General features: G+C 54.3%; 18 protein-coding genes. 5 read left to right on the top strand and 13 right to left on the bottom strand.

Features of this window, described 5'->3' with window-relative positions; translation table 11 throughout:
* Positions 1-65 precede the first annotated feature (65 nt).
* Positions 66-1904, bottom strand: a complete 1839-nt coding sequence (locus ALII_RS22230; protein ID WP_152529522.1) for a hypothetical protein — start codon at positions 1902-1904, stop codon at positions 66-68.
* The gene (locus ALII_RS22225) at positions 1873-4014 is read right to left on the bottom strand and encodes a hypothetical protein (protein ID WP_152529521.1); all 2142 of its coding nucleotides are present in this window, start codon (positions 4012-4014) and stop codon (positions 1873-1875) included. Before ALII_RS22225 ends, ALII_RS22230 begins: the two co-directional genes overlap by 32 nt.
* Positions 4015-5101: 1087 nt before the next feature.
* Between ALII_RS22225 and ALII_RS21495 the strand changes: the two genes are divergently transcribed.
* Genes ALII_RS21495 through ALII_RS0103695 form a run of 3 tightly spaced genes read left to right on the top strand, consistent with a single transcriptional unit; the run spans position 5102 to position 6836 of the window.
* Positions 5102-6067 (top strand): glycoside hydrolase family 19 protein, encoded by a 966-nt coding sequence (locus ALII_RS21495; protein ID WP_024585988.1) that lies wholly within the window; start codon positions 5102-5104, stop codon positions 6065-6067.
* Positions 6067-6522, top strand: coding sequence for a hypothetical protein (locus ALII_RS0103700; RefSeq protein WP_024585987.1), 456 nt, complete (start codon positions 6067-6069; stop codon positions 6520-6522). Before ALII_RS21495 ends, ALII_RS0103700 begins: the two co-directional genes overlap by 1 nt.
* Positions 6522-6836, top strand: coding sequence for a hypothetical protein (locus ALII_RS0103695; protein ID WP_024585986.1), 315 nt, complete (start codon positions 6522-6524; stop codon positions 6834-6836). Before ALII_RS0103700 ends, ALII_RS0103695 begins: the two co-directional genes overlap by 1 nt.
* 43 nt (positions 6837-6879) lie before the next feature.
* On the opposite strand, the gene ALII_RS0103690 is transcribed toward ALII_RS0103695, so the two are convergent.
* Positions 6880-7629 (bottom strand): ATP-binding cassette domain-containing protein, encoded by a 750-nt coding sequence (locus ALII_RS0103690; RefSeq protein WP_024585985.1) that lies wholly within the window; start codon positions 7627-7629, stop codon positions 6880-6882.
* A 3-nt stretch (positions 7630-7632) separates the two neighbouring features.
* Positions 7633-8418 carry an ABC transporter gene (locus tag ALII_RS0103685; RefSeq protein ID WP_024585984.1) on the bottom strand — a complete coding sequence of 262 codons (786 nt, stop codon included), beginning with the start codon at positions 8416-8418 and terminating at the stop codon, positions 7633-7635.
* 236 nt (positions 8419-8654) lie between these two features.
* Between ALII_RS0103685 and wecB the strand changes: the two genes are divergently transcribed.
* The gene (wecB, locus tag ALII_RS0103680; protein ID WP_024585983.1) at positions 8655-9767 is read left to right on the top strand and encodes a UDP-N-acetylglucosamine 2-epimerase (non-hydrolyzing); all 1113 of its coding nucleotides are present in this window, start codon (positions 8655-8657) and stop codon (positions 9765-9767) included.
* On the top strand, positions 9764-11320 hold the full coding sequence (locus ALII_RS20965) for a glycosyltransferase family A protein (RefSeq protein ID WP_152529520.1): 1557 nt from the start codon (positions 9764-9766) through the stop codon (positions 11318-11320). The genes wecB and ALII_RS20965 overlap by 4 nt, the downstream gene beginning before the upstream one ends.
* A 1-nt stretch (position 11321) precedes the next feature.
* On the opposite strand, the gene ALII_RS0103665 is transcribed toward ALII_RS20965, so the two are convergent.
* The 9 genes from ALII_RS0103665 to ALII_RS20960 form a co-directional block, all read right to left on the bottom strand.
* Positions 11322-14279 (bottom strand): hypothetical protein, encoded by a 2958-nt coding sequence (locus ALII_RS0103665; RefSeq protein WP_152529519.1) that lies wholly within the window; start codon positions 14277-14279, stop codon positions 11322-11324.
* Positions 14280-15335, bottom strand: coding sequence for a pseudaminic acid synthase (pseI, locus tag ALII_RS0103660; RefSeq protein ID WP_024585980.1), 1056 nt, complete (start codon positions 15333-15335; stop codon positions 14280-14282).
* 16 nt (positions 15336-15351) lie between these two features.
* A complete protein-coding gene (gene pseG, locus ALII_RS0103655; protein ID WP_024585979.1) occupies positions 15352-16833 on the bottom strand; it encodes a UDP-2,4-diacetamido-2,4,6-trideoxy-beta-L-altropyranose hydrolase in 1482 nt (493 codons plus the stop codon).
* The gene (gene pseF / locus ALII_RS0103650; protein ID WP_029660169.1) at positions 16833-17531 is read right to left on the bottom strand and encodes a pseudaminic acid cytidylyltransferase; all 699 of its coding nucleotides are present in this window, start codon (positions 17529-17531) and stop codon (positions 16833-16835) included. The genes pseG and pseF overlap by 1 nt, the downstream gene beginning before the upstream one ends.
* On the bottom strand, positions 17531-18703 hold the full coding sequence (gene pseC / locus ALII_RS0103645; RefSeq protein WP_244437282.1) for a UDP-4-amino-4,6-dideoxy-N-acetyl-beta-L-altrosamine transaminase: 1173 nt from the start codon (positions 18701-18703) through the stop codon (positions 17531-17533). Before pseC ends, pseF begins: the two co-directional genes overlap by 1 nt.
* Positions 18690-19688, bottom strand: coding sequence for a UDP-N-acetylglucosamine 4,6-dehydratase (inverting) (gene pseB, locus ALII_RS0103640; RefSeq protein WP_024585976.1), 999 nt, complete (start codon positions 19686-19688; stop codon positions 18690-18692). Before pseB ends, pseC begins: the two co-directional genes overlap by 14 nt.
* Positions 19689-20059: 371 nt before the next feature.
* Positions 20060-20788: an SOS response-associated peptidase gene (locus ALII_RS0103635; RefSeq protein ID WP_024585975.1), complete on the bottom strand. Its 729-nt coding sequence runs from the start codon at positions 20786-20788 to the stop codon at positions 20060-20062.
* Between the two features lie 367 nt (positions 20789-21155).
* Positions 21156-21365, bottom strand: a complete 210-nt coding sequence (locus tag ALII_RS0103625; RefSeq protein WP_024585973.1) for a hypothetical protein — start codon at positions 21363-21365, stop codon at positions 21156-21158.
* A 141-nt stretch (positions 21366-21506) separates the two neighbouring features.
* A complete protein-coding gene (locus ALII_RS20960) occupies positions 21507-21914 on the bottom strand; it encodes a thermonuclease family protein (protein WP_051375762.1) in 408 nt (135 codons plus the stop codon).
* Positions 21915-21939: the final 25 nt, after the last annotated feature.

The raw sequence follows: 21939 nt of genomic DNA, 5'->3' as shown, positions 1-21939 counted from the left end.
GCTAAAGTGACATCCAGAAACAATTAAAAGTAGGTTCATCAAGTAGAGAGTATTAATGATTTGCTTCAAGGAAAAATTCTTGAGATGATCTCATCCATGATTGGATCGCCTTCTGTAAGAAGATCATCCAAATCTTCCTCGTAAAATCGAGGCGGACCAATGTAATCGTTTATGGCAGCTCTGCGCACGTATCTATAGGGCATAGAAACATACTCCGATTTCATAAACCTGAGAAATGCCGCCGCTTTACGCCGCGTCTCCTCCGAAACTCCCACACTACTCTGGCCGCTGAGAACGCGCTCGTAAGCCTCTCTGGTTTCCAGGATATCAAGCCCAACAGGATAGTCTCGCGGACCCCATACGCTCGCTTGGAACACGGGAACGCCTAACACTGGAAATTCGACAGAGGCGGTCCCGTTCCAGAGAAAAGCCGCATCTACGATTTCGGCCAGTTCATGCGTGTTCAATCCATCGTGGGGTAAAAAGACGGCGTTACCGGGTAAGTCGGCGGGCACAAGATCTCTCAGTAACTGCACGCCGCCCATGACAATCTCTTCGCGGAGTTCGTGCGGATGAGGTTTAATCAGCAGCAAATTGTCAGTCTTCGAGATCCCATCGATTAGGTGATTAATCCATTCTACGAAATCACCATGCGCTAGGCCGCCGTCCCCGGGAGCGGCGAAGTCGATAGAAACCTTTCCAAAGGCAACGAAGACCTTCCCCCCCCGGGATCTGACCGACAGAATACGATCTTTGATCTCGGAAAAATCGGACGGGACTGTTTTGCTTCTGTTCTGTGTAATCCACGAAAATACCTCCTCATCAGCAAAATCTAATACGTCTGGGAAGTTAGATGTGAATTGTTTGAAGCGCTCCGCGCCGCCTAGTAGAGGGGTTCTGACGTCTGGATGCGCAGTGAGGTCTTCCACTGCAAGCGTCGCAGCCTCACGGGTCGACAGATTGCTGTAATAGTTCTCGTAGCCGGCACTTAGGGCCACCACGTGAATATCAAAATCTCGGCCAACAACGTTGCACCACTCTCTTGGGATCCCCCAAGGAGCGAAGTGGCTATCCATACAAAGAATTCGGATCGGCAGCCCTTTCGAGGCCAAGGGTATTAGCATTTTGCAAAATTTTAATGCTCGATCCGCTCTCAGCAACAGCATTTGGAAAAGCTTAGACGATTCTGGATCGTCAAGAATGTTGGCGCTGTAACGTCGCGCCTTCTGAGACACCCGCTCATGGAAATATGGGAAATAATTGATACCTTCACATTCGACAGTACCGGCGGACCAGTCAACGTGCCACACATGATAGAACCCAGTAAATGGATCGTTCACTAGGCCGGATCCGTCGTTAGCCAACATGCTGCATACGGCGTCAAACTCTGGAACACCTGCAGGTGCCTCCCAGGTTGCAAAGGCCGCGGCGCCGAAGTGATAACCGCGTTGACGGAGAGCCAATCCTATCGGAAGTGAAACTCCTGACAAAATATCATGCGCAACGTTGAATGCGATGCAAAAACCTTTTTGTTCATCGATCTTCGGAGGCGGAACACGCTTTAAGTAATCGCTACCATCTATATAGAGCTGTGCAATGCCCATATGATTTTTGGCGCGCCTTCTTTCCTTATCGGCATTTTCATGGCTGGGATCGATATCCTTTAGGACGGAATTCTCTAATTCGACTGCTTGTGGATAGTATCCAGATCTCAGCAAAGTATGCGCGAAGCGGCGGCGATAGGGAAGCGAAGCCCTTTCCGACCAACGCTCGCCCACGAGCAACGCGCCACTTCTTGAGAAATAGTTATTTTCCCATAGTTTCTTAGCGGCTACCCAGGTGGTCCGCTCTTCGGAATTTTCCGAGAGCCAGTCAGCGAGGTGCTGTTGAGTTTGATCGACCATGATCCTTACTTTCCCCCTGAACAAGGAGTTGTTCGATACGCGAAATAATGAGTTCGGCTAGCCCGGTACCTGAGAAGTCCCCTTCGAAGGGCGAATTCGCGTGTACGATTGACGGGAACCATATGTCCCTTCCGCTGTCCAACTGCCTCATTGCCACAGCCGAACTTCTGGAGGTCAAAATCGTAGGGGCTCCGATGAAGCCCGACAGTTCCGCCAAAAAGGTAGCAGGAGATATGACAATATCGAGCTGAGAGATCAGTGCGGCTTTGGCATTGAAGTCATTTTTGAGGTCAACCGTATCCACAAAATGGACTCTGCCTGGTGCTGCGTTTCGCAGCGATTTAGCTTCCTCCATCGACACGTCGGCCTGCAAAATGATCCAGTGCTTATTGATACGTCCAACAACATCCAAAATGACTGAGAATGGTGTGTAGTGCCTACCACGAGCGTACCCGGCGAGATCGCTTCTCCATGCTAGGCCTAAACACTGCGCTGCAATCATACCTATTGATGATGATACTCGATGCGCTGAACCAGTCCGATTGTCTGAGTTCTCAAGAGCATTCGCTAAACTGGGCATGGCATCGTAAGTCGTGCATACGGCATCAAAATCTTCTAGTTTCTCCCATCCGACATTGTCTAAGAAGTAAGTGAGTGATCCAACGGGTACCTGATCGTATTCCGAACGGGGAACACGATTAACAATTTTAAACCTCCGGCGTACCGGGATGAAATGGATAGCAGGGTAGGCCTCGCAAAGCAGTTCGTGTAGTCGAGGATCGCACGTGACATAGGTCGATCCGTCCTGCGGCAGCCGTCTGTAAGTGGATGCCCAGCGAATTTCATCTCCTACCCCCGAAGACGCCAGAAGCAGTCGTTTAGTTGCCTTGCTCCAAGATTTATAGTCACCTGTATAGTTAGAGCCAGCGACTCCGTCTCGAAAAGGCTGCAATGTGCCACGACTAGTGTACTCAGAGAACGCCTTAGCATAGTCTCGCTTTGAAAATTTGGCGGCAAATCGAGCTGAAGAGAAAGCAGCAGTCTTTCCGTCAGAGGTGGCCTTGTCTGCCAACTCAGTCGCTGTCTCAAGGTTGCCTTGTTCAACGGCTATTTCGGCGAGTTCCAGTCGGACTTTGTCTGGTCGATGATCTAAGCGAAGTAATGTCTCAAGGATCACTTTTGCTTCAAAAAGTTGCCCGGAATTCCTTAGATAATGAGCTATCCAAAATGCCGCCAGGTGCGAAACTTGGGAGTCATTAAGAAGGCCTGCCAACATAGCCATCCCTAGGCCATGTCCGCCAGATTCATAGATTCTCCGTCCAGCGGCCAATCCGTCTTTACCGTTCTGGAACTTGGCCAATCGCTGCTGGATCAGCTTTACCAGCTCGGCGTCCCCTAGGTCTTCCGCCACATCTAGAGACCGTGCGAGTTGATTGACGGTCTGATGATTGAGATTAAGCAGTGTCTGCAAAAAAACTCGGCTCGAGATCTGTTCTCCGGCATATAAGGCCAGTTGGGCTGATAACACCAACTGGTGGGATCCCGCAGTCCCCCGAGCGATTGAAGCGGTTAAAGCAAGCTCTCGGCTAGCGGTACTGAGATCGCCGACATCGAGCGACGCTTGAGCTATAGCATGGAGCGTTCTGACATCTTTTGTAGTTTCCTTGAAGCTGTGGGCCGCGGCAGAAAGTACTCGCGGTGATAGAAAGTTAGTCGCAGCTTCTAACATGAATGGCCGTTGAGAAGGTTCAGCGGAGACGAGCGCCGAATGCAGTTCTTCAGAAATAATCGCACAATCTCGTTTTGCGGCGATGATCCTGAGGGCGCTCAGCCAACCGATAGGAACTAACCGCCTGCTTAACGGGCCTTTGCTAGGTGCCTCGTCAGCGACATGCGCCTGGACTGCGGCCTGTAGACTTCTGCTTTTTCCAGTCACTTGCGTCGGTCGAGCGATTTTTGTTGATAGTTTTCGACCGATCGAACGCAATTTTGGCTGTGCTGCGGCAGGAAATCGGTTGATGAGACCGTGAGCTATCAACCGCAATCTTTTGGGCAAGAACACAGCATTCCTCATATTAAAGCCTCGTGGTGTTGCAGAAATCTGGGTCAATGGGTTCCGCTGGCGAGCCTGTAGGCGACTTGAGGCTCGCTACCCGCTACCCTTTCGCTGATTGATGCTAACTGATGTGAATCGTCCTTCCGTTTTCACATCCCAATAATAAGTGCGATTTAGCGATGCAATGCACCGGTCATTCGCCGCGTTCCACAATCGGGCGAGCCAAGGAAACGAGTAGCTGATTCTACAAAATCCTTGTGAGCGTCCTGATTTAAATTCTTGCGGGGCAAAGGAGTTTCTACCATAGGCTGCCGGCAATACAGGCAAACGCCACCGGGGTAAACCGCAAATAAAAGCCTCCTCCATCAAGTCTTTAATCACGCGGGCCGTGCCCACGGGAAAGGACATTTGTCGTGGACTCCATAGTACCGGCCGGCGTCGTCCGGTTGCTCGATTTGGGTAGCCAGATCGAGTTTGGGGCTTAGACCGCATAGCCTTAATGTCGTCTAGGCTGCACGCCGGACAGGCTCGCCAAGCCGGTCACGCCAATGACTGTCGAGGATGTTCAGGTGCAGCTAGACACGCCAGCTTAGCTTATCGCGGCTTGCGTGTGTCTGTCCAAGCAGGCGATGCTCGCCGTATGCGCCACAATCGCGGCTATGCTAAGGAGCTTGCTGCTTGCCTCAACGCTATGAACGAGAGGCGTTACCTAGCCAAAGTCGGTGCGTGAGCCTAACGGAGGACGCTTCGACTGCATAGCGAGATTTGGTGATGTAGTGAGGGATCGGCGTCCAACACCAGGATTGGGACGCCGACCCGACAAGCGACGCTTGCGCAACGCCACCAACTACTAGCCTAGCCCAAAATGTGAAACGTTCAATCACCTGGCCGCATCGGGCACCATTCCCTATAACCAGAGAGCGCCCCGATTAACCGCCACCCATTGCGTAGACGGTCAAAGCAAGAACGACCGCCAACCCCGATGCCGCCTTCAGCCACGTCCAACGCGTGATCTTGTAAGGTCCATTTGGATCCTTGTCGTAGCCACTCGACATCTCGCGCCCTCCGCCTGGGCGGCAACTCTATCCGCACTCCCTAAAACTTTAATCACCCGGCCGCACCGGGGGAAAGGACACTCGCCATGAACCGAGCTGCGTTCTTCGCTGCCTTGCGCTCTGGGCCGCTCTTTGGCAGCCGGCTGCTTCAGCAACAGGTCGAGGGCACCGAAGCCTTGATCAATGCTGCCGAGCGCCATGGCGTCTCCAACATCCATCACGTTGCGAACATCCTGGCACAGGTCTATCGCGAGACCGGCGCGTACATGCTGCCGATCAAGGAGACGGTGTACGCGAGCCACAAGGACAAGAACCCGTCTGACGCAACGGTGATCGCCCGCCTCGATGCCGCCTTTGCCAAGGGGCAGCTATCGTGGGTGAAGACGCCTTACTGGCGGGATGGATGGTTCGGCCGCGGTCCTGTCCAGCTCACACATGAAGCCAACTACGAGCGCATGGGTCGCCGGCTGGGCGTGGATCTGGTTGGCAACCGCGATCTGGCGCTGGAGAAGTCGGTCGGCGCCGACATCGCCGTCGTCGGCATGTCCGAGGGCCTGTTCACCGGCAAGAAGCTCGGCGATTACAATTTCCCTGCCGCGCTCGATGCGTCGCCAAGCTCCAACCCGCGCCGGATCGTCAATGGTGTCGACGGGACCGATGTCGAGGTCGCCGGCTATCACCGCGCGTTCGTCTCCGCGCTGCAGGCGGCTGGGTTCGGCTCGCAGCCGGAGATCATCGTCCGGCCCATCCCACCGATCGAGGAAACGCCCATGCCAACCTATCCGCCCATCGGCCACAATGGCGGCCCGCCGATCGAGCTTGGCTATGAGCATACGCCGAAGCCGTCTCCAGTCGAGCAATCGGCCAAGGCTGTCGGTGCCGGCAAGTGGGCCGCCATTGCTGGCGCGCTCTGGACCGCAATCGTCGCTGCCGATGTGCTGCCGGCGGCGTTCACGACTCCGGAGTTCAATGCTGCGGTCACCGCCTTCATCGGTGCGGCTGCGGGCGCGATCGGTGCCTACCGTGCGCCGAAAAATGCCGAGCCGGGCTGATGATCATCGTTCGTGTCTATCGCGGCGTCGCAGACCATTTCCCTATCCGCATGTCGGAATGGGTGATGCTCTGGCCGGCACTCGGGTTGTGGATCGGGCTGCAGCTCTCGCCTGACATGTTCGAGACCTCGAACTCGTTCGCCTACCTGGCGCATTGGGCGGACGAGCGAACCTGGGCGGCGATCATCGGGTTGTGCGGCCTGATGAGACTGAGCGCCCTGACGATCAACGGGACGTTCAAAGGCTTTGCGTTCTCACCGCACATCCGCGCCGCCGCATCGATCGTCGGGGCCGCGATCTGGTCGCAGGTCTCGCTCGGCTTCCTGATGGCGTGGATGAACGTCGGCGGCGCGCCGTCAGGTGCGGTCGCGTGGTCGACGATGGTCCTTCTCGAGATAATGAACACCTACCGCTCGTGGTCGGATGTCGGAAAGAATGCTGCGGAGCGGGGCTGATGGAATGGATGACGAAGATCGATCTTGTTCAGGCAGCCAATGCACTCGTCATCCTGATCGTCGGCCTGGCGGCCGGGCTCGGCTGGCGCTCGGGCAAGAAGTCGCCCCCTCAGACGCCGGAAGACGCGACCGTCGCCGTCGCCGGCGCGCTGGTTGACGGCTCGTCCGTTCGCATTCTGGCAGAGGTCATTGAACACTACCGCGTCGACCAAGAGCGGGCGCGAAAGATCGGGCACGAACTGGTTGAAGAGATTGAGCGGCTTCGCACCGAGCTGGGCGAGATCCGGCGTGAAATGCAGATGCGGCGCCGGTGACTAATGCTGATGCTGTAATAGACCACCGTGGTGTAGAAGGAAATCACTGATGCGTTTTGAGCCAGGACTTATATTGCGCATACACATCAGCGATCGACCCATCAGCAACTATTTCACCTTGCTCGAGCCATATCAGTCGATCTACCCAACTCTTAAGAACACGCTCTGAATGGCTAGCCAAAACGAGGATCTTACTTCGCTGCAGAAGACGACTCTGAATGCCTTCAATAGCCTCACTCAATCGCGGGTCAGCAGCATTGACCCATTCGTCCATAATTAGAATTTCGCCTCGCACCAAACCCAAGAGGCTCATCACTAGCCGCGACCGCATGCCAGCTGAGTAGCTACGCATAGGTAGTTCGAAATAGCCGCCTAGACCGCTCAGAAGTTTGACGTCTTCAACGTATTTGGCGATCGACCGCTGTGGCACGCCGAGATAGAGGCACTTGAGTTCGGCATTAAGCCTTCCCGACAAGTCTTGCTTCAGCCCGGCGGCTAGGGCGAATTGCGGGCTCACAGCGCCTTCAATGAGGACTGAGCCAGACTGAGCTGACAATGCGCCAGCGCAGAGTTTGAGCAGCGTTGACTTTCCAGAGCCGTTCGAACCGATCAATCCCACACGATCTCCTTCGGAAATGGCGAGATTGATGTTTCGCAGTGCGGCAATTTCCAGATAGGCTTGGCCGACGATGATGGGCGCGCCGACTGCGTCGCGTTCAAACTTTTTTCCAGCAGATGCCGTCCTTCGCATGAAGTAGCTGACGTTAACATCGTGCATCTCGATTTTTGCCATGCGCTATTTCAGATTCCTGACAAATGAATTTGAGCGGCGATATGCAATTGCGGCAACGGCGCAGAGTGTTGCCGATATGCCAATCATGACAATCCAGTCTTTGATTTCGATCGGTAGGACCCCAAAAGCCTGCCTGAACGACGATAAAAAATAGGCTGCAGGATTATAGTCGATAAGCATAGCGCGAATGCCGGTGGCATCGCCTTCGGCGCCCCAAAACACCGGCGACACAAAGAACATGAGCCTTACACCCACAGAAAGTATCGTGTCCAAATCCGGAAAAAAGATAACAGCTATGTTGGTCAGATAGGCAACTGCGAGCGACACCAGCGCTAAAATGAGCAGCAGCGGCGGCAGAAGCAGAAGATGAACTCCAATGCTTCCAGGTGCTAAAATTATGAGGGCAATGACGACCAAAATAAGGTCCATGCCCATAGAGAATAGCCGATCGATGAGAAGCTTGAGATATAGCCGCCCCAACGTCAGCCCGTTGTGGATGGCAAAATCATACCGCTTCTGGATGACCATCGTGCTGGAAGTGATGGTGGCCGCTATAAAGCTCCACAACGCATACCCAGACAACACGTAAAGATAGAATTCGCTTGCCGTGATCAGGTGTGGTTGCCGAAACACCAAAGCAAGCATCAGCGTGAAAATCAGGGTGGACAAGGGCGCCCATAAAATTCCCAGATAGCTGGACTGACGCTCTGAGCGCGCCTCAATGAAGCTGATATGAAAAAAACGCACCAACCAAGATAGGTGGGGGCGAATGGTGTTCCAGACTGTCAACTTTATCAGCTCGCGCGTTTCAGGGTTAGGGTGCGCATAGCCCGCTAGCGCCCTTGACGCAATCACTGCCGGGTCGGGTACTCCACTCAAAAGCGATGGCGCTTTGATACCACAAGTGAACTTCGAGCGCGTTGAAAACTGGTCCGCAGCTTTTTCCAGCCAGGTGAGCGAGGCTTGCTAGCGCCCGTACAGGGGGCTACGTACCGCAGAGCATAAGGTGACTAGGAAAATTGTCGATGCAGCACGTGTGCAAGGTTCATCTTATCGCGGGTACCCGTCCAAATGTTATGAAAATCGCGCCATTATACAAGGTGCTCAAAACGCAAAAATGGTGTCTCCCTAAGGTAGTTTTTCTTGAGCAGCATGCTAGTGCCCATATGGGCGCGGGCATCTTCGAGGAATTTGGCGTAGACGGCATCACGAAACTGCAACTGACTGATGGTGACTTTGGCCTCCGTCTCGGTTCGATAGTCAGCTCGTACACTTCGGAATTGCAGCGAGACGCGCCGGACCTCGTCGTTGTGCCCGGAGATGTTGACGTCTCGCTAGGAGCGGCACTGGCGGCGAAGCGTGCGCTGCGACCCGTCGCGCACCTTGAAGCGGGTCTGCGCAGTACAGATCGCCGAATGCCCGAAGAGCTGAACAGGGTGTTGATAGATTCGATTTCTGACATCCTTCTTGCGCCATCCGAGGCGGCTGCTGAGAACCTCATCTTCGGCGAAGGTCAACCACGAGAGAAGGTCCATTTTGTAGGTAACATAATGATCGACGCTCTCGTTTCCGTGCTCTCGAAAGAAAGAGCCGACGCGCAATTGAAGAGATTTGGAGTGTCACCGAAAGGATTTGCGATTGCGACGTTCCACCGACCCAGCAACGTCGACGATCCCCAAAGCCTGGACAAGATCGTGGAACTTATCATTGAACTTTCGGCGTCCCGTCCGCTAATTTTCCCAGTTCATCCTAGAACTCGAGCCCGGATGACGGCTGCTCAAGTTGAGAGACTACATGCTAGTGAACGGGTTATTTTGTCGGAGCCTTTAGCCTATCCAGAGTTTGTCAACCTGTTGCGGGAGGCGGAATTTGTAGTGACCGACTCTGGGGGGATTCAAGAAGAGACGAGTTATGTCGGCACGCCTTGCCTGACGCTCCGGGAAACGACCGAACGACCGGTCACGACCATTCTGGGCACAAATGTGCTAGTCAGCTTTGACGATGTCGTGGAGCATTCGCGAGCTGCCGCCATCCGTGGTTGGCCATCCCAAAATATTCCTCTTTGGGACGGCTTTACTGCACTCCGCTGCGCACATGTACTCAGCACGTGGTGGCGGTCTGCGGGACTTAAGCCGTGACTGAAGTGCTTCGAAAATGGCTGTGGGAACTGCGCAGATTCGGACGGCGCCTGCGAGCCTCGACAGCTCTGAACCAAATACTTGCCGGCCCCGCTACCAGAGCCATTCGCGAAGCGGACATTGAAGCCCGCAACCGAAACTTCCGAAAATCAATCGCACTGCTGGAAGCCCTGCCTGACACTTCCGTCACCCTTGAGAGGCGTGCGTTTAATTATCTGCAAGCTCGAGATTTCGAAGGCGTTTTGCGGATCCATGCCCGATCAATCGAATTGGGTTGCTGTACGAAAAAGTTGCGCAGGATCAATCTTGAAGCTTTAGCAAACTTAGATTCTAAGCGAACTGGCGAGCAATCTGTCGAAGAAATTGCAGGATCGCACGACGACATTGATCAACTGGCATACCTGTTCCGATACGTAAGGAGGTGCTCCCCAGAGCGGGTATCGGAGTTTTCTAATTCTCTGATCGAGCACCCAGATTACAGGGCTTTGACTCTCGTCCAGAAGGTGATGCTGGCGCACGATTGTCTTGAGCGCGGGGAAATCGAGAAGGCAACGCAGTTGCAAAATGACCTACGTGAGCGTGACGTCCGGGTGGCAGGATCGGCCGTCGATTTACAGCTGTTGGCAAGCCAACTGCAATTTAAGCATGGCAACTACGGCGGTCAGGTCGCAGCTATAAACCTAGCACTGCTTGCCCAAGGGCTTTCATCAGTTGCGCTGATCGACGTTGGCAGTCCCTTCGCCGCGAATAACATCCGCGGTGAGGTTGGACCTGCCACTGGAGCGCTCCTGAATTCTGTGAGTGTCATCATGACCGCTCGGAACAGCTCCGCCACGATTGCTTATGCAATTGAATCGATCCTCAGACAAACCCACCGAAATCTAGAGCTAATCATCATCGATGACGACAGTGAAGATCTGACCGTGGCAACAGCGCAGCGCGCGATCGGATCGGATGAGAGGGCTAAAATCGTCTCCCTACCGAAGAATGTTGGAACCTATGCCGCTAGGAACGTAGCTCTATTGCATGCGAAGGGCGAATTCGTGACGTGCCAGGATTCCGATGACTGGGCACACCCTCAGAAGCTTGAGAAGCTAACGGCGAGCCTTGCGAAAAGTTGCGATAAAATTGGGGCGTTTTCGCATCATGTCCGCTGCTCAGCGGTCCATGGAATGCACAATCGAAATGGGCATTATACTAGGAGAGACATATCGTCGTTGCTTTATCGACGGGAGAAAGTTGTTCAAGCTATAGGGTATTACGACGAAGTTAGAGCGGGTGCAGATGGGGAGCATCAGTTTCGTCTCGAACGTACATTCGGGAGTGAATCCCTTATTGATATGCCGCTTACCTTAAATTTCGTCGCGCTTTCGGAAACCTCGCTCACCGGCGGAGGACCATTCTCAATCGACGACAACACGGGTAGTTTCTCGCCGCTGCGGAACGAATATAGGCGATCCTATTGTGCGTGGCATGAGTCAGCAAGCAACCTATATCTGCCCCACGCTCCCAAAAATCGTGCTTTTCCCGTGCCTGCGGAATTGCTGCCTTAAGCTAAAAGAGCGCTCCATTTGGAACTCCCACTAACGCTTCAACTTGGCCACCGAGATCGAGCGCAACTGCCCCGTTGTCTTTGGCTAGCCCGATCAAGCCTTTGCCCGCAACGCCAGCGCTAACCAACACTAGGTCGCCAGGGCCCACTCCAACAGAACGCAACTGCTCAGCGATCCTTGAGATCACGACCGGAAGAGCCTCTATCGCTTCGGTAAATACCGGATTGGATACGGTTTTCGCATGTGTCGGAATTTCAATCACATCGAGCCTGTTGCATGCACGTCCAATAGCTTCCTCAACCACGCTCCTTTTTATGCTAGAGATAACAATCGTCCGATCAGCAGTGCTCAAATATGGCGCCAACAATTCTGGGGTAAAAACCAAGTGATGAATTCGATCTTCGGTTACTAGGGAATGGTTAAGCCCCAAATTCTGAAAGCCTACCAACGACGAGACAATGCCCCTATTCGCCGTACTGCCGAGAAGATCCGACGAGCTTTCTGAATAGTCTCGAACAAATCGATGGATACTGGGAACACCGACGACGTCAGCCTGCCGTAAAGCATATTTGCCCCGTACACAAATATCCGTTCTCGTCTCCGCGTCCAGCTCACAATTCCACCAATGCCTCTCTCGCATTCGACGATCAGCCTCGGTAAAGGGCAAGCCTTCGTCGTCAAACAAGTAAGCTTCTCCGTCGCCCAGTCGGAGTAGTGAGAAGGGCTTGCGTCCGGTGATGGCGGTGGCGATCGCCTCGATAAGATCGTTCCGAACCTGGAGATTGGTGCGCGCGTCCATGTAGATCATGCGCTCGCGCATCGCATCATAAGCCGGAAGGACCAGCTCTCGAAATTTCGCCGACAGAGACGGTCTGGCCAGCGCAGCGAACATCACCTCGAGCGATTTATGGTCTGACGAAGAAACCATCGCGGGACCACCGCTCGCAGAGATCTTCAATCGATCGAAGTGGCTCAGGCCCGCCACAAATTGGTCTTTTTGCCGGTCGTCAAATGGTGCATTTGCAGGAAGCAAATGTTTCGCGATCTCCACCTTCATGTTGCCGCTCAAAGTGCTGACCTGATGCACTGGCGACCGTTCGATGAGCGCCAAAGCCGCGGAGATATGCTTGTTCTTCAGCAGGACACGCATCGCTGTTTGTTCATATGTCCTCCTTAGTTTGAGGTCATGAACGGAGCTCAATTTGGCGATCAATAGCTGTGCGTCTTCTGGGGAGATTGGGATGGCTGCAATCTCGTGCGTAATCATTTGCAGCCAAGGATCGGTGTTGTCGGACTGACGATCAACAGCGCCCCGAATGAGATCGAAAGACAGAGGGCTACGCGAAGCCCAATTCGAATTGAACCATGAGATCAGCGCAAGTTTTACTGACGCATCCGACGTGTTCAATATTGCATCCGCGAGATTGTAAGGATTTTTAGACCCGTTCATCAGCCACGCGACATCTCGACTGGGCGGTCTGCTAATGTCTCCGACTTGGAGGTTAAACGACCGCGCCGATAAAGGAACGGATGATGAAACTATTACGGCCAAGCGGTTAAACTCGCGGGGAAAATGTTTTGCGAGAATGTCCAATAGACGTTGGATGCCTGCCGCCAAACTGCGATTGATCCTGTTTCGGAAGGTCACCGCCTGGCGGACGCCTTTGACCCCTTCGTCGATCGGCGCGACAGGGTCCAGAACTAGCTCGCGTGCAATCAGCATTGCCAAGTCGCGTCGTGCGTCCTCTTGCCCCGCGGCTGCTGAAGGATCGAAACGCGCTGACCGCCGCAACCAGTCATCATTGTAGAATTCAGCGCACCAGAACCTTGAGCGTTCACATTCCTCAATCGTGACTGACTTCGTAAGCCCCCCTGCTACAAACCCATAGTAGTCGTTCTCAATGTCATCCAATGCGAAAAGCTGGAAGACAGGAACACCCATGCCGAGCAATTCGGCTGCGACGGACGAGTTTCCGACAACAGCTACGTGGGGCTGTTCAGGAATGTCTGTTGTCACCTCATAGCGAGCATCTTTAGGACTTATGAGCTTCGTTCCACTATTAGGGTGCAGTTTGATAACAACTTTTTCAACGAAAGGGTTTTGACTAATTTTCTTGGCGATACCTTCAACTCGAGCAGCATCGAATTGAGATGTCGGGTAAATACCCACCACGGGCCGATCGTTGGTAAACGTTTGTGCAGCTACAACTTCAGGAAAACGCGAGTTCGACAGCGTTCGAGACAAGACGGCTGTTGAGCCTTTGACGGGCCCAATCGCTTGATAAGTCTCCAAAGACTTCGCGTTTCGAAGCACGCTAACGTGAAAGTCCAACGGCGGGAATGCGGGGGAGATTTCCGCGTGCTGTAGGTAAACGACAGGGACCTTTAGCTCGTCCATAACGGCTTTGTATGCAACTTGCGCTGGTGAATGATCGTTGGCGACGACACCGATCTTTGGACAACTGTCCGGTCGATCACTATAGGATGCGCAAAAGGAAGCGTATGAAGATGCGTACTGGATCAACTGCCAGCATTGGGCGACCTGAAAATCGCATTGTTCCGCGAAGGAAGCAGCCTCTGCCCGGATGCGCGAGATTAAGCCGAAATGCGACTTTGCGTGCACGCGCGCATGCTGAAAACTGTCAATGAAGTTGACGTCCGAAAAGTCAACGCCGTTCTCCGAAAGAATTGCCTTCAAAAACGCAAATTCTTTACGGTTGTTTACGGTTTTTCCGAAAAAACAAATATCGGAGCGTTCGGTCGCGTAGATCGTTATTCTAGATGTATAATCGAGAATAACACGGTTAAAAATGCTTGATTGGGTAGATCTGTCTGTTGTCCTCTCAAGGGCAAGCAGTCCTTGAGGGGCTTTAGAAGTAACAATACTTCTAAAACTGACATTCTTCTCGGCGATCCATACGGCCCGTTTGCACCCGTTCGTAAACGAGGAATGTGTCATTTACTGTTCGCTTTTCAGCAGATCCCAAGTGAACGGCGTTCCACGCGCTGCACCGGCTGGTAGCTTCTGACCGAGAAGAGTGGACAGATATTTTGTTGGTAATCCGCGGCCAGGACGAATAGCCCGCAAATTCTGCTCGTCCAACATCCCTCCTGGAGGGACGTCTTGAACGACATAGAGTGAGCGTCTGAACTGCAATGATTTTTTCTCAGCCGAAAGCGGGCCATAAGTTACAGAGCCTAGGGATTCCCAAGCTCGCTTCGTTTCGATGACCAACTGCTCCATTTCCGCCGGCTCCATGGAGAATGTGCTGTCCACACCTCCATCTGCGCGCGCCAAAGTGAAATGCTTCTCAATAAGCGTGGCACCGAGCGCGACACTGGCAACTGAAACGCCGACCCCCATCGTATGATCCGACAGGCCAACCTCTGTTCCGAACAACTGACGCAAATGAGGGATCGTAAGAATGTTGGAGTTTGCAGGCGTCGCAGGATACGTGCTGGTGCATTGAAGAAGGATAATATCGTCACACCCCCCTTCGCGAGCAGCCCGCACTGATTCATCCAGTTCTGCAACCGTTGCCATTCCAGTGGAAATGATCATCGGCTTGCCGGTAGCAGCCACCCGTCGAATAAGTTCGACGTCAGTATTTTCAAAGGAAGCAATTTTATAGCAAGGCGCATCTAACTCCTCTAGGAAGTCGACGGCGCTGGCATCAAAGGGGGTGCTCAGGCATACTATGCCACGTTCAGCCGCTCGCTCAAAAATCGCGCGCTGCCAATCCCATGGGGTGTGTGCCTCTTCATAGAGTTTATATAGCGACTTGCCTTTCCATAAACTCTGAGGGTCGGAGATAAAGAAATCCCCGTCCTCGAGATCGATGGTCATGGTGTCGGCGGTGTAGGTCTGCAATTTAACGGCGTGGGCGCCGGTATCCGCAGCAGCGTCGACGATCTTCAAAGCGCGCTCTAGCGACTGGTTGTGATTGCCAGACATCTCCGCAATGATGAACGGCGGATGGTCACGTCCTACCGAATGATTGCCAATCTTGATCATGGCTGGTTCCTTTAAACTAAATTGTCAGGTCGACCGTGAAACGGCGAACTTCAGATCCGTCTTGCTCGCTGCGAAAGCCCATGCCTTCGAACACGCGTACCGAACGAGTGTTGAACGCCTTCACCTCCGCAACCAATTTGCTGGCCCCACTAAGCGCCATCAGTTGCATGCCCCGCGCTATGATTATTTTCGCGAGGCCGCGACCGCGAACCAAGGGGTCTAATGCGTAACTGAGGCGATAAATCTCATCCTCCAATCGGTCAAAGCGAATTTGGCCGATTGGAAGGCCGGCTGAGGTCTCCAGTACGAATAATCTGCTATCTCTTGAAGATATGCGGTTACGGAACCAAGCCTCGTGATCGTTCCAACTTATAGCATCTACCGATAATGAATTTTGCCGGGCCTCAGTCTCGTTAGCCCACGCGAAGTAGACCACGGCGTCTGAGAGCCGGGCAGGGCGGAGACTGACAGAGTCGTTGCCGGTTGGCGCGATCACCTCAGCGGCCCTTAGAGCACCGTAACCGTCGACGCTAAGTGGCCCAGCCTCAGACATTGCAGCAAGCTTGTCGGGAGACAACAAGAATTCCCGCACGACTCGCGCGACATCAGAAATACGCTCGTGGGAACCGATATAGGAGATCAGACCTGCTTGCGCCAAAGCCTCGCTCGGGCCGATCTGATTATCGGCGACGCTCACGACGATTGCAGGAAGGCCGCTGTAAAGTCTTTCCCAGTTCGTCGAGCCGCCAGCACCAATTGAGAGATCAGCGTCGTTCATCAATCCAGCTAAGGACGGCTGCAAAGGATAGAGGGACGCGTTGCCACGACTAGAAACCAAGGACTCAATTGAGTGCAGACGGGGATGCGTCGGTCCGACAACTACATCCAGTTTCAGATGAGCGAACTCCGTGGCGGAGAGGCTTTCAATCGTTTTTGACGTTAGATCGAATGTATCTCCGCCACCGAAAAAGACGAGGATCCGGTTAATGCCTGTCCGCACTCTTGGGTGCTGGTGCAAGAATGATCGGTCAAGAAGCGCGTAACGAGGACCCAGCATCTGGAGAGCACCGGGAGCATAGCTGTCATAACGCCCAGCGGCTTGGACATTCTGATCTAAAAGAAAATCACACGAGTGAGAGCGATTGGCGAGATCGTCTATCACTACGAGACGATTGCAGTGGGCCTGCATCTGCTCTTCCCAAGAGCGCCCGAGCGAGTAGTGATCGACAACGACGCAGTCATAGTACCCACCATCGACGGCATCCACGGTGTCCGAGAAATCCATCGCCTCGGGCGCTGGATCACGCCCCTCCCAAGGGATGACCCGCGTAGCAAACCCATCGGCCGTGATAATGCCGGTCTGATGTCCGGGCAACTCGCGGCAAACGAATGTCACTTCATGGCCGTTCCGCAAAAGCTCCCGAGCCAGACTGCGACAACGCATAAGGTGGCCAAGCCCCATTTGCGACGACGAGTCCGCTCGTATCAGCACATTCATTACTGGGCGCTCGGTAGTTTCAACGCCTGATACAACAATTCAGCCATGTACCAATCATCGGCAGTATCGATATCGATTGCTCGCCATGCCGGCACGACCAAGGTTGTTCCATTTGCGTGGACCGGCAGTTGTCTAAGCCACACATCGCGGTTCGCCCAATAGAACTGGCCAGCGTCGTAGAATGCCTCGCTCATGTCCTGCGTTCTGGCTAGGACATTTTCAGGAAAAAAAGGAACTGCTACCCCTTCGGATGTACGCCGGATTGCTCGGTGTATCGACGAAGGGAAAGCTACAACGGGGAACACATACCGATCACCAGTCTGAGCCGCTAATTGCTTTGCCTGGCAGAGATCAACAGGATCGAGAAACGGAACCGACGGATATATGCAACAAGCTGCCTCGATGGACGTCTTGGTCGCTCGTTCGAGCGATTCAATAGCGTGCGCTATGACTGGGACGGTTGGAGTATGGTCATCTGCGAGATGAACCGGCCTAGCCAACGAAGTCGCACCCAGTTCTGAAGCTATTTTCAGGATCGAGCTGTCATCACTCGAGACCACAATCCTCTCGAATAATCCAGAGTCTCGGGCAGCAGCTATGGCATAGGCCAGCATTGGCTTGCCATGGAACTGTTTGATGTTCTTGCCCGGGATACGCTTGCTACCACCGCGGGCCGGTATGATGGCAATCGCACTCACTATCCCAGGACCTCACGTAAGGCCAAAACCACTTCGTTCTGCTCGTCTTCTGAGAGATCTGGATAGAGCGGTATGCTCATAGCCGAAGCATAGTAAGTTTCTGCCTGGGGGAAATTCGCTGCATTAAACTCTAGTGGCTCGTAGTCCGGCTGACGATAGACGGGAATGTAGTGAAGGTTGACCAAAACACCACGTTCTCTTAGCGCCTCAAAAATCGCACGATGATTTTTCTTCAGATCGTCGCGTAGCCTTACCACATACAGATGGAAGCCCGAGTAATCTTGCTCGTGCCTCCAGGGCAGGACCAATGGTAAGTCTTTGAGGGCTTCATCATATCGCCGTGCGAGCAAGTGGCGACGCGAAACAAACTCCTCTAGGCGACTGAGCTGGCTCAGACCCAATGCGGCATGGATATCAGTCATCCGGTAATTGTAGCCGAGTTCTAGCTGCTCATAATACCAGGGTCCGTGTGACGAATGTTGCATTTCGTCCGCTTGGCGCGTGATCCCATGACTATTTAGACGCGCAATTTTGCGAGCGAGGCGCTCGTCATTTGTCAGAGCCATCCCACCTTCGCCGCTTGTTATCACCTTCACAGGATGAAAGCTGAAGATGGTTATGTCAGAGTAGGCGCAGCTTCCGATCTTGGTCGATCGATAGCTTCCACCGATCGCATGAGAAGCATCTTCGATGACATAGAAGCCATACTGTCGGCTCAGTGATCGGATTGCCGACATATCAGCTGGATGCCCGGCCAAGTGCACGACCACGACGGCTTTGGGCAACTGCCCATGCTTCTCCGCTTGCTCGAGCTTTTCGCGCAGTCGATCGACGCTGAGATTGTAGCTCAGCGGATCAATATCGACGAAATCAACCGATGCACCGCAGTACCGAGCGCAATTTGCGCTTGCAACAAATGTGATCGGCGTCGTCCAGACTACATCGCCTGGACCGACCCCTAACGCTAGACAGGCGAGATGAAGCGATGATGTCGCACTATTGGAAGCAATGGCATGAGCGGCGCCGACGCGGTCCGCAACCGCACGTTCAAACGCAGCTACAGTCGGACCTTGTGTTAGATAATCAGAGTTCAGGACCGCTATGACCGCGTCGACGTCCGCTTGGCTTATCGACTGTCTGCCGTATGGAATGGACTTCTTAGATTTTACCAATCTTGCCTCGATTGCTGTCGATCCAGGAGGCGAGATCGCCCTGGCTCATCCAAGCTGGGTTGTTATCCGAACGATACGAAAAATCAGGGGCTACAGGTTTCCCGTTCTTGATGCGATTGGGGTCCTTGAACCAGTCGTTGATCGCCGGAAGAATCTTGTAGTGGCCCTCATACTCGTACGTGTAGGGCACGTCCTCCTCTCCAATCATCTGCTCATGCAGCTTTTCGCCGGGACGGATGCCTACAGGTCGATGCGGAACGCCTGGCGCGACCGTATTCGCAATGTCCACAATATTCATAGAAGGGATTTTTTTGACGTAAATTTCCCCGCCGACCATGTCTTCGAAGGCGTGCCAAACGAGCTCGACGCCCTGTTCGAGCGTGATCATGAACCTCGTCATGCGAGGGTCAGTAATTGGTAATTCGCCGCTCTCGGCAAGTGACATAAAGAGCGGGATGACCGATCCCCTAGACCCCATCACATTACCGTATCTAACCACTGAAAACTCAGTGTCTTGGGTGCCAACGTACGAATTGCTCGCAGTGAAAAGCTTATCAGATGCCAGCTTCGTTGCGCCGTAGAGATTTAGTGGACTGCTGGCCTTGTCAGTTGATAGTGCAACAACTCTTCGCACCTTCTGATCGATGCAAGCGTCGATAAGGTTCATTGCGCCGAGAATATTTGTTTTGATGCATTCAAACGGATTGTATTCAGCAGTAGGTACGATTTTGGTAGCCGCAGCGTGAACCACGTACTCGATGCCGTCCAATGCCCGTTCTAGGCGTGCTTTGTCACGAACATCGCCGATGAAGAACCGCACGCGGGGATCGTCACCGTAGAGTTTGGCCATTTCCCACTGCTTCATCTCGTCTCGAGAGAATATCACGAGCCGCCGCGGATTGTACTTTTTAAGTGTCAAGGGGACAAAAGTGTGACCAAAAGATCCGGTTCCGCCGGTAACTAGAATTGAAGAGTTGGACAGCATTCGGAAATCTCACAATCGAATCTCATTTGAAACAGCGGGAGGGCTCATGACACAGGCCTAGCTTGATTGCAACGACGCCGGTGCGTGCAAGTTTCATTGCAGCCATACATTTGTCCCGTGCGGGTCAGGGTTACTATTTTTTGCGCGATAGGTCTTCAATTGGAGTACGGCTTGCCATAACACACGTTATCGGTTCGATTGCGCGCTATGCGGGTGGGACAGGTAAATGCCGCAGCAGTTTGGCCATTAGGAACACCCATGCAAGATACCAAGCCCCTTAGCTGGCCCTCAGATTTCCCGAACAAGCATGATCGTGTACGTGCACTCTCGACGTCGCAGCGGTCATAAACTGTTGGTGCGCTCGCGCACGTCTAGCTTTTCGGTTGTAGCTGTTCGATCTTGATGAGTTGATGATCGGGCAGGGGACGTTGCAGCGATGTCGCTTCGTCCCAAGGTGCGCGCAGCCAGACGTCGATCTCCTCATGGGACGTCAAGATCACCGGCATCGCCTTCGGGTGGAACGGCGCGACGACAGCGTTCGGCTCGGTAGTCAGAAACGCAAAGATGTCGGCCGTCACCATACCCTCCTTCGCCTTACGGACGCCGTTCCAGGTCGTCCACATGCCGGCGAAGACGAACAATGGCTTGGTTTCATCGATCGCGAACCAGTGCAGGGGAAGGCGGCCATCGGGGCCGCGGACATTGCCGTATTCACTGAATGAGGTGGCTGGAACCACGCAGCGGCTCTCAACGCCCTGCCACGGACGCCAGTGCGGCGAGGACAGGTTGCGGACGTTCGTCGTGCCAGCATCCGGCTCGATCGAAAGCAGCCGCTTGAACTCCTCGTCGTCAACAACCTTGCCCTTGGCTCGCATCTTGTCGACCCGCTTCACCGTCGCGTCGAAGGTCGCCTTCTTCGACGACGGCATTCCCCAGCGAGCCCGGACGAGTTCACGGCTGGCGCCGCCTTCCCGCACAATCGGCGCGGGGTAGTCGGGGTAGATGTTCTGCGGTTCAAGGTTGCCCACGCTATTGGTCATCGCTCGGGTCAGCTCGAGAATGGCCTGTGGGCCGATCGTGATGTTGTAGAGGTTGCACATATCGAATGTCTTTCACCGGCAGTGAGGGTCGTCAACCGGAGGCGGCCAGAATGGCCGTCGTTGCGACATCGACACGTCCGGACCGACGTGGAGGGTTTGCTCGACCGGCCGGCATATGACGCGCTTGCTCGTCCCCTGCTTGAAATGTTTAGGGTCGAACCGCCACCCGTCGCAGAACCTGATGATCCTGTCGGCGATCAGCGGATCACGCAGGTAGAGCACTGCAAGCTGTTCCCCATTGTCGTCAATAGAGCCCTGTCCGCGAGGGGCGGTGTGCCGGCCCATCCACGGGATCAACGGTCCCCATAGGTCTCGGGGCACAACAATACAGATCGGCCAGTCCCGTCTGACGTGCGACAGCCGCAGCTCACCCTTGCGTAATACCATCGGTCGCGATCGTTGGCTGCCAACCGCGGGTAAAGCCGGAGCTGACCGCCAGGCTCGCCAATGCCAGTTCGTGCCGCAGCCGTTCGACTTCGGTCATCGACACCTCCAGCGCTGCGCGCAGATCGCCGCCATGCTCGACAATCATCCAGTCGACATCGTTGGGTTCGACAACGGGGGCAGGGCGCGGCATGGGAATCTCCGGGCAATAGGAGATCGATCGCGGCGCGGTGTGCGCCGGCGCGGCATCAATCTCGATTGGTGATGTTCCTAGAATGTTCTCGTCGATCCGTAGAGTCAATCCGGAAAGGATTGCTGTCCTATCGTCACGTGATCAACGGCACCAGATGCCAGGCTCATGCGGCCAGACAACAGCAAGCCCTTCCTCGACGAGCACCCGGCCGGCGTCGCGGCCGTCTGGAATGCGGATGGTCACCAGCGCACGGCCGTTGCGATCCGCGCGGCCGCTGTCCTCGATGACGTAGCCGCCACGCATCAGGTCGCGCATGCGTTCCGTTGATTGCGCCGCCGTGACAGTCTCCGCTGGGCACTCGGCATGCGGAGCATATTCAGGCGTGTCGATGTCGAGCAGGCGCCATTTCGATCCGCGGTACCATCCAGTGTCGCCATCGACGATGCACGTGACTTTTCGCGCCTCGCGATTGCCGCCCGAGCACATGTCAATCGCATACGCAGGACCTGCTGCGACAAGCAAGAAGGCGAGAGAGGCAATGCGCAGCAAAGGGATTCTCCGGCAGGTGAAGGCG

The organism is Aliihoeflea sp. 2WW, assembly GCF_000497755.1.
Lineage (GTDB): Bacteria > Pseudomonadota > Alphaproteobacteria > Rhizobiales > Rhizobiaceae > Aliihoeflea.
Note: the sequence above shows the minus strand (reverse complement) of the source record. Positions and strands in the feature narration are given on the sequence as shown.

What these genes read in the sequence shown, in the direction of transcription:
- ALII_RS22230 (WP_152529522.1), bottom strand. Translation starts at nt 1,904, where the DNA reads ATGGTCGATCAAACTCAACAGCACCTCGCTGACTGGCTCTCGGAAAAT.
- ALII_RS21495 (WP_024585988.1), top strand. Translation starts at nt 5,102, where the DNA reads ATGAACCGAGCTGCGTTCTTCGCTGCCTTGCGCTCTGGGCCGCTCTTT.
- ALII_RS0103700 (WP_024585987.1), top strand. Translation starts at nt 6,067, where the DNA reads ATGATCATCGTTCGTGTCTATCGCGGCGTCGCAGACCATTTCCCTATC.
- ALII_RS0103695 (WP_024585986.1), top strand. Translation starts at nt 6,522, where the DNA reads ATGGAATGGATGACGAAGATCGATCTTGTTCAGGCAGCCAATGCACTC.
- ALII_RS0103690 (WP_024585985.1), bottom strand. Translation starts at nt 7,629, where the DNA reads ATGGCAAAAATCGAGATGCACGATGTTAACGTCAGCTACTTCATGCGA.
- wecB (WP_024585983.1), top strand. Translation starts at nt 8,655, where the DNA reads ATGCAGCACGTGTGCAAGGTTCATCTTATCGCGGGTACCCGTCCAAAT.
- ALII_RS0103665 (WP_152529519.1), bottom strand. Translation starts at nt 14,279, where the DNA reads ATGACACATTCCTCGTTTACGAACGGGTGCAAACGGGCCGTATGGATC.
- pseI (WP_024585980.1), bottom strand. Translation starts at nt 15,335, where the DNA reads ATGATCAAGATTGGCAATCATTCGGTAGGACGTGACCATCCGCCGTTC.
- pseG (WP_024585979.1), bottom strand. Translation starts at nt 16,833, where the DNA reads ATGAATGTGCTGATACGAGCGGACTCGTCGTCGCAAATGGGGCTTGGC.
- pseB (WP_024585976.1), bottom strand. Translation starts at nt 19,688, where the DNA reads ATGCTGTCCAACTCTTCAATTCTAGTTACCGGCGGAACCGGATCTTTT.
- ALII_RS0103635 (WP_024585975.1), bottom strand. Translation starts at nt 20,788, where the DNA reads ATGTGCAACCTCTACAACATCACGATCGGCCCACAGGCCATTCTCGAG.
- ALII_RS0103625 (WP_024585973.1), bottom strand. Translation starts at nt 21,365, where the DNA reads ATGCCGCGCCCTGCCCCCGTTGTCGAACCCAACGATGTCGACTGGATG.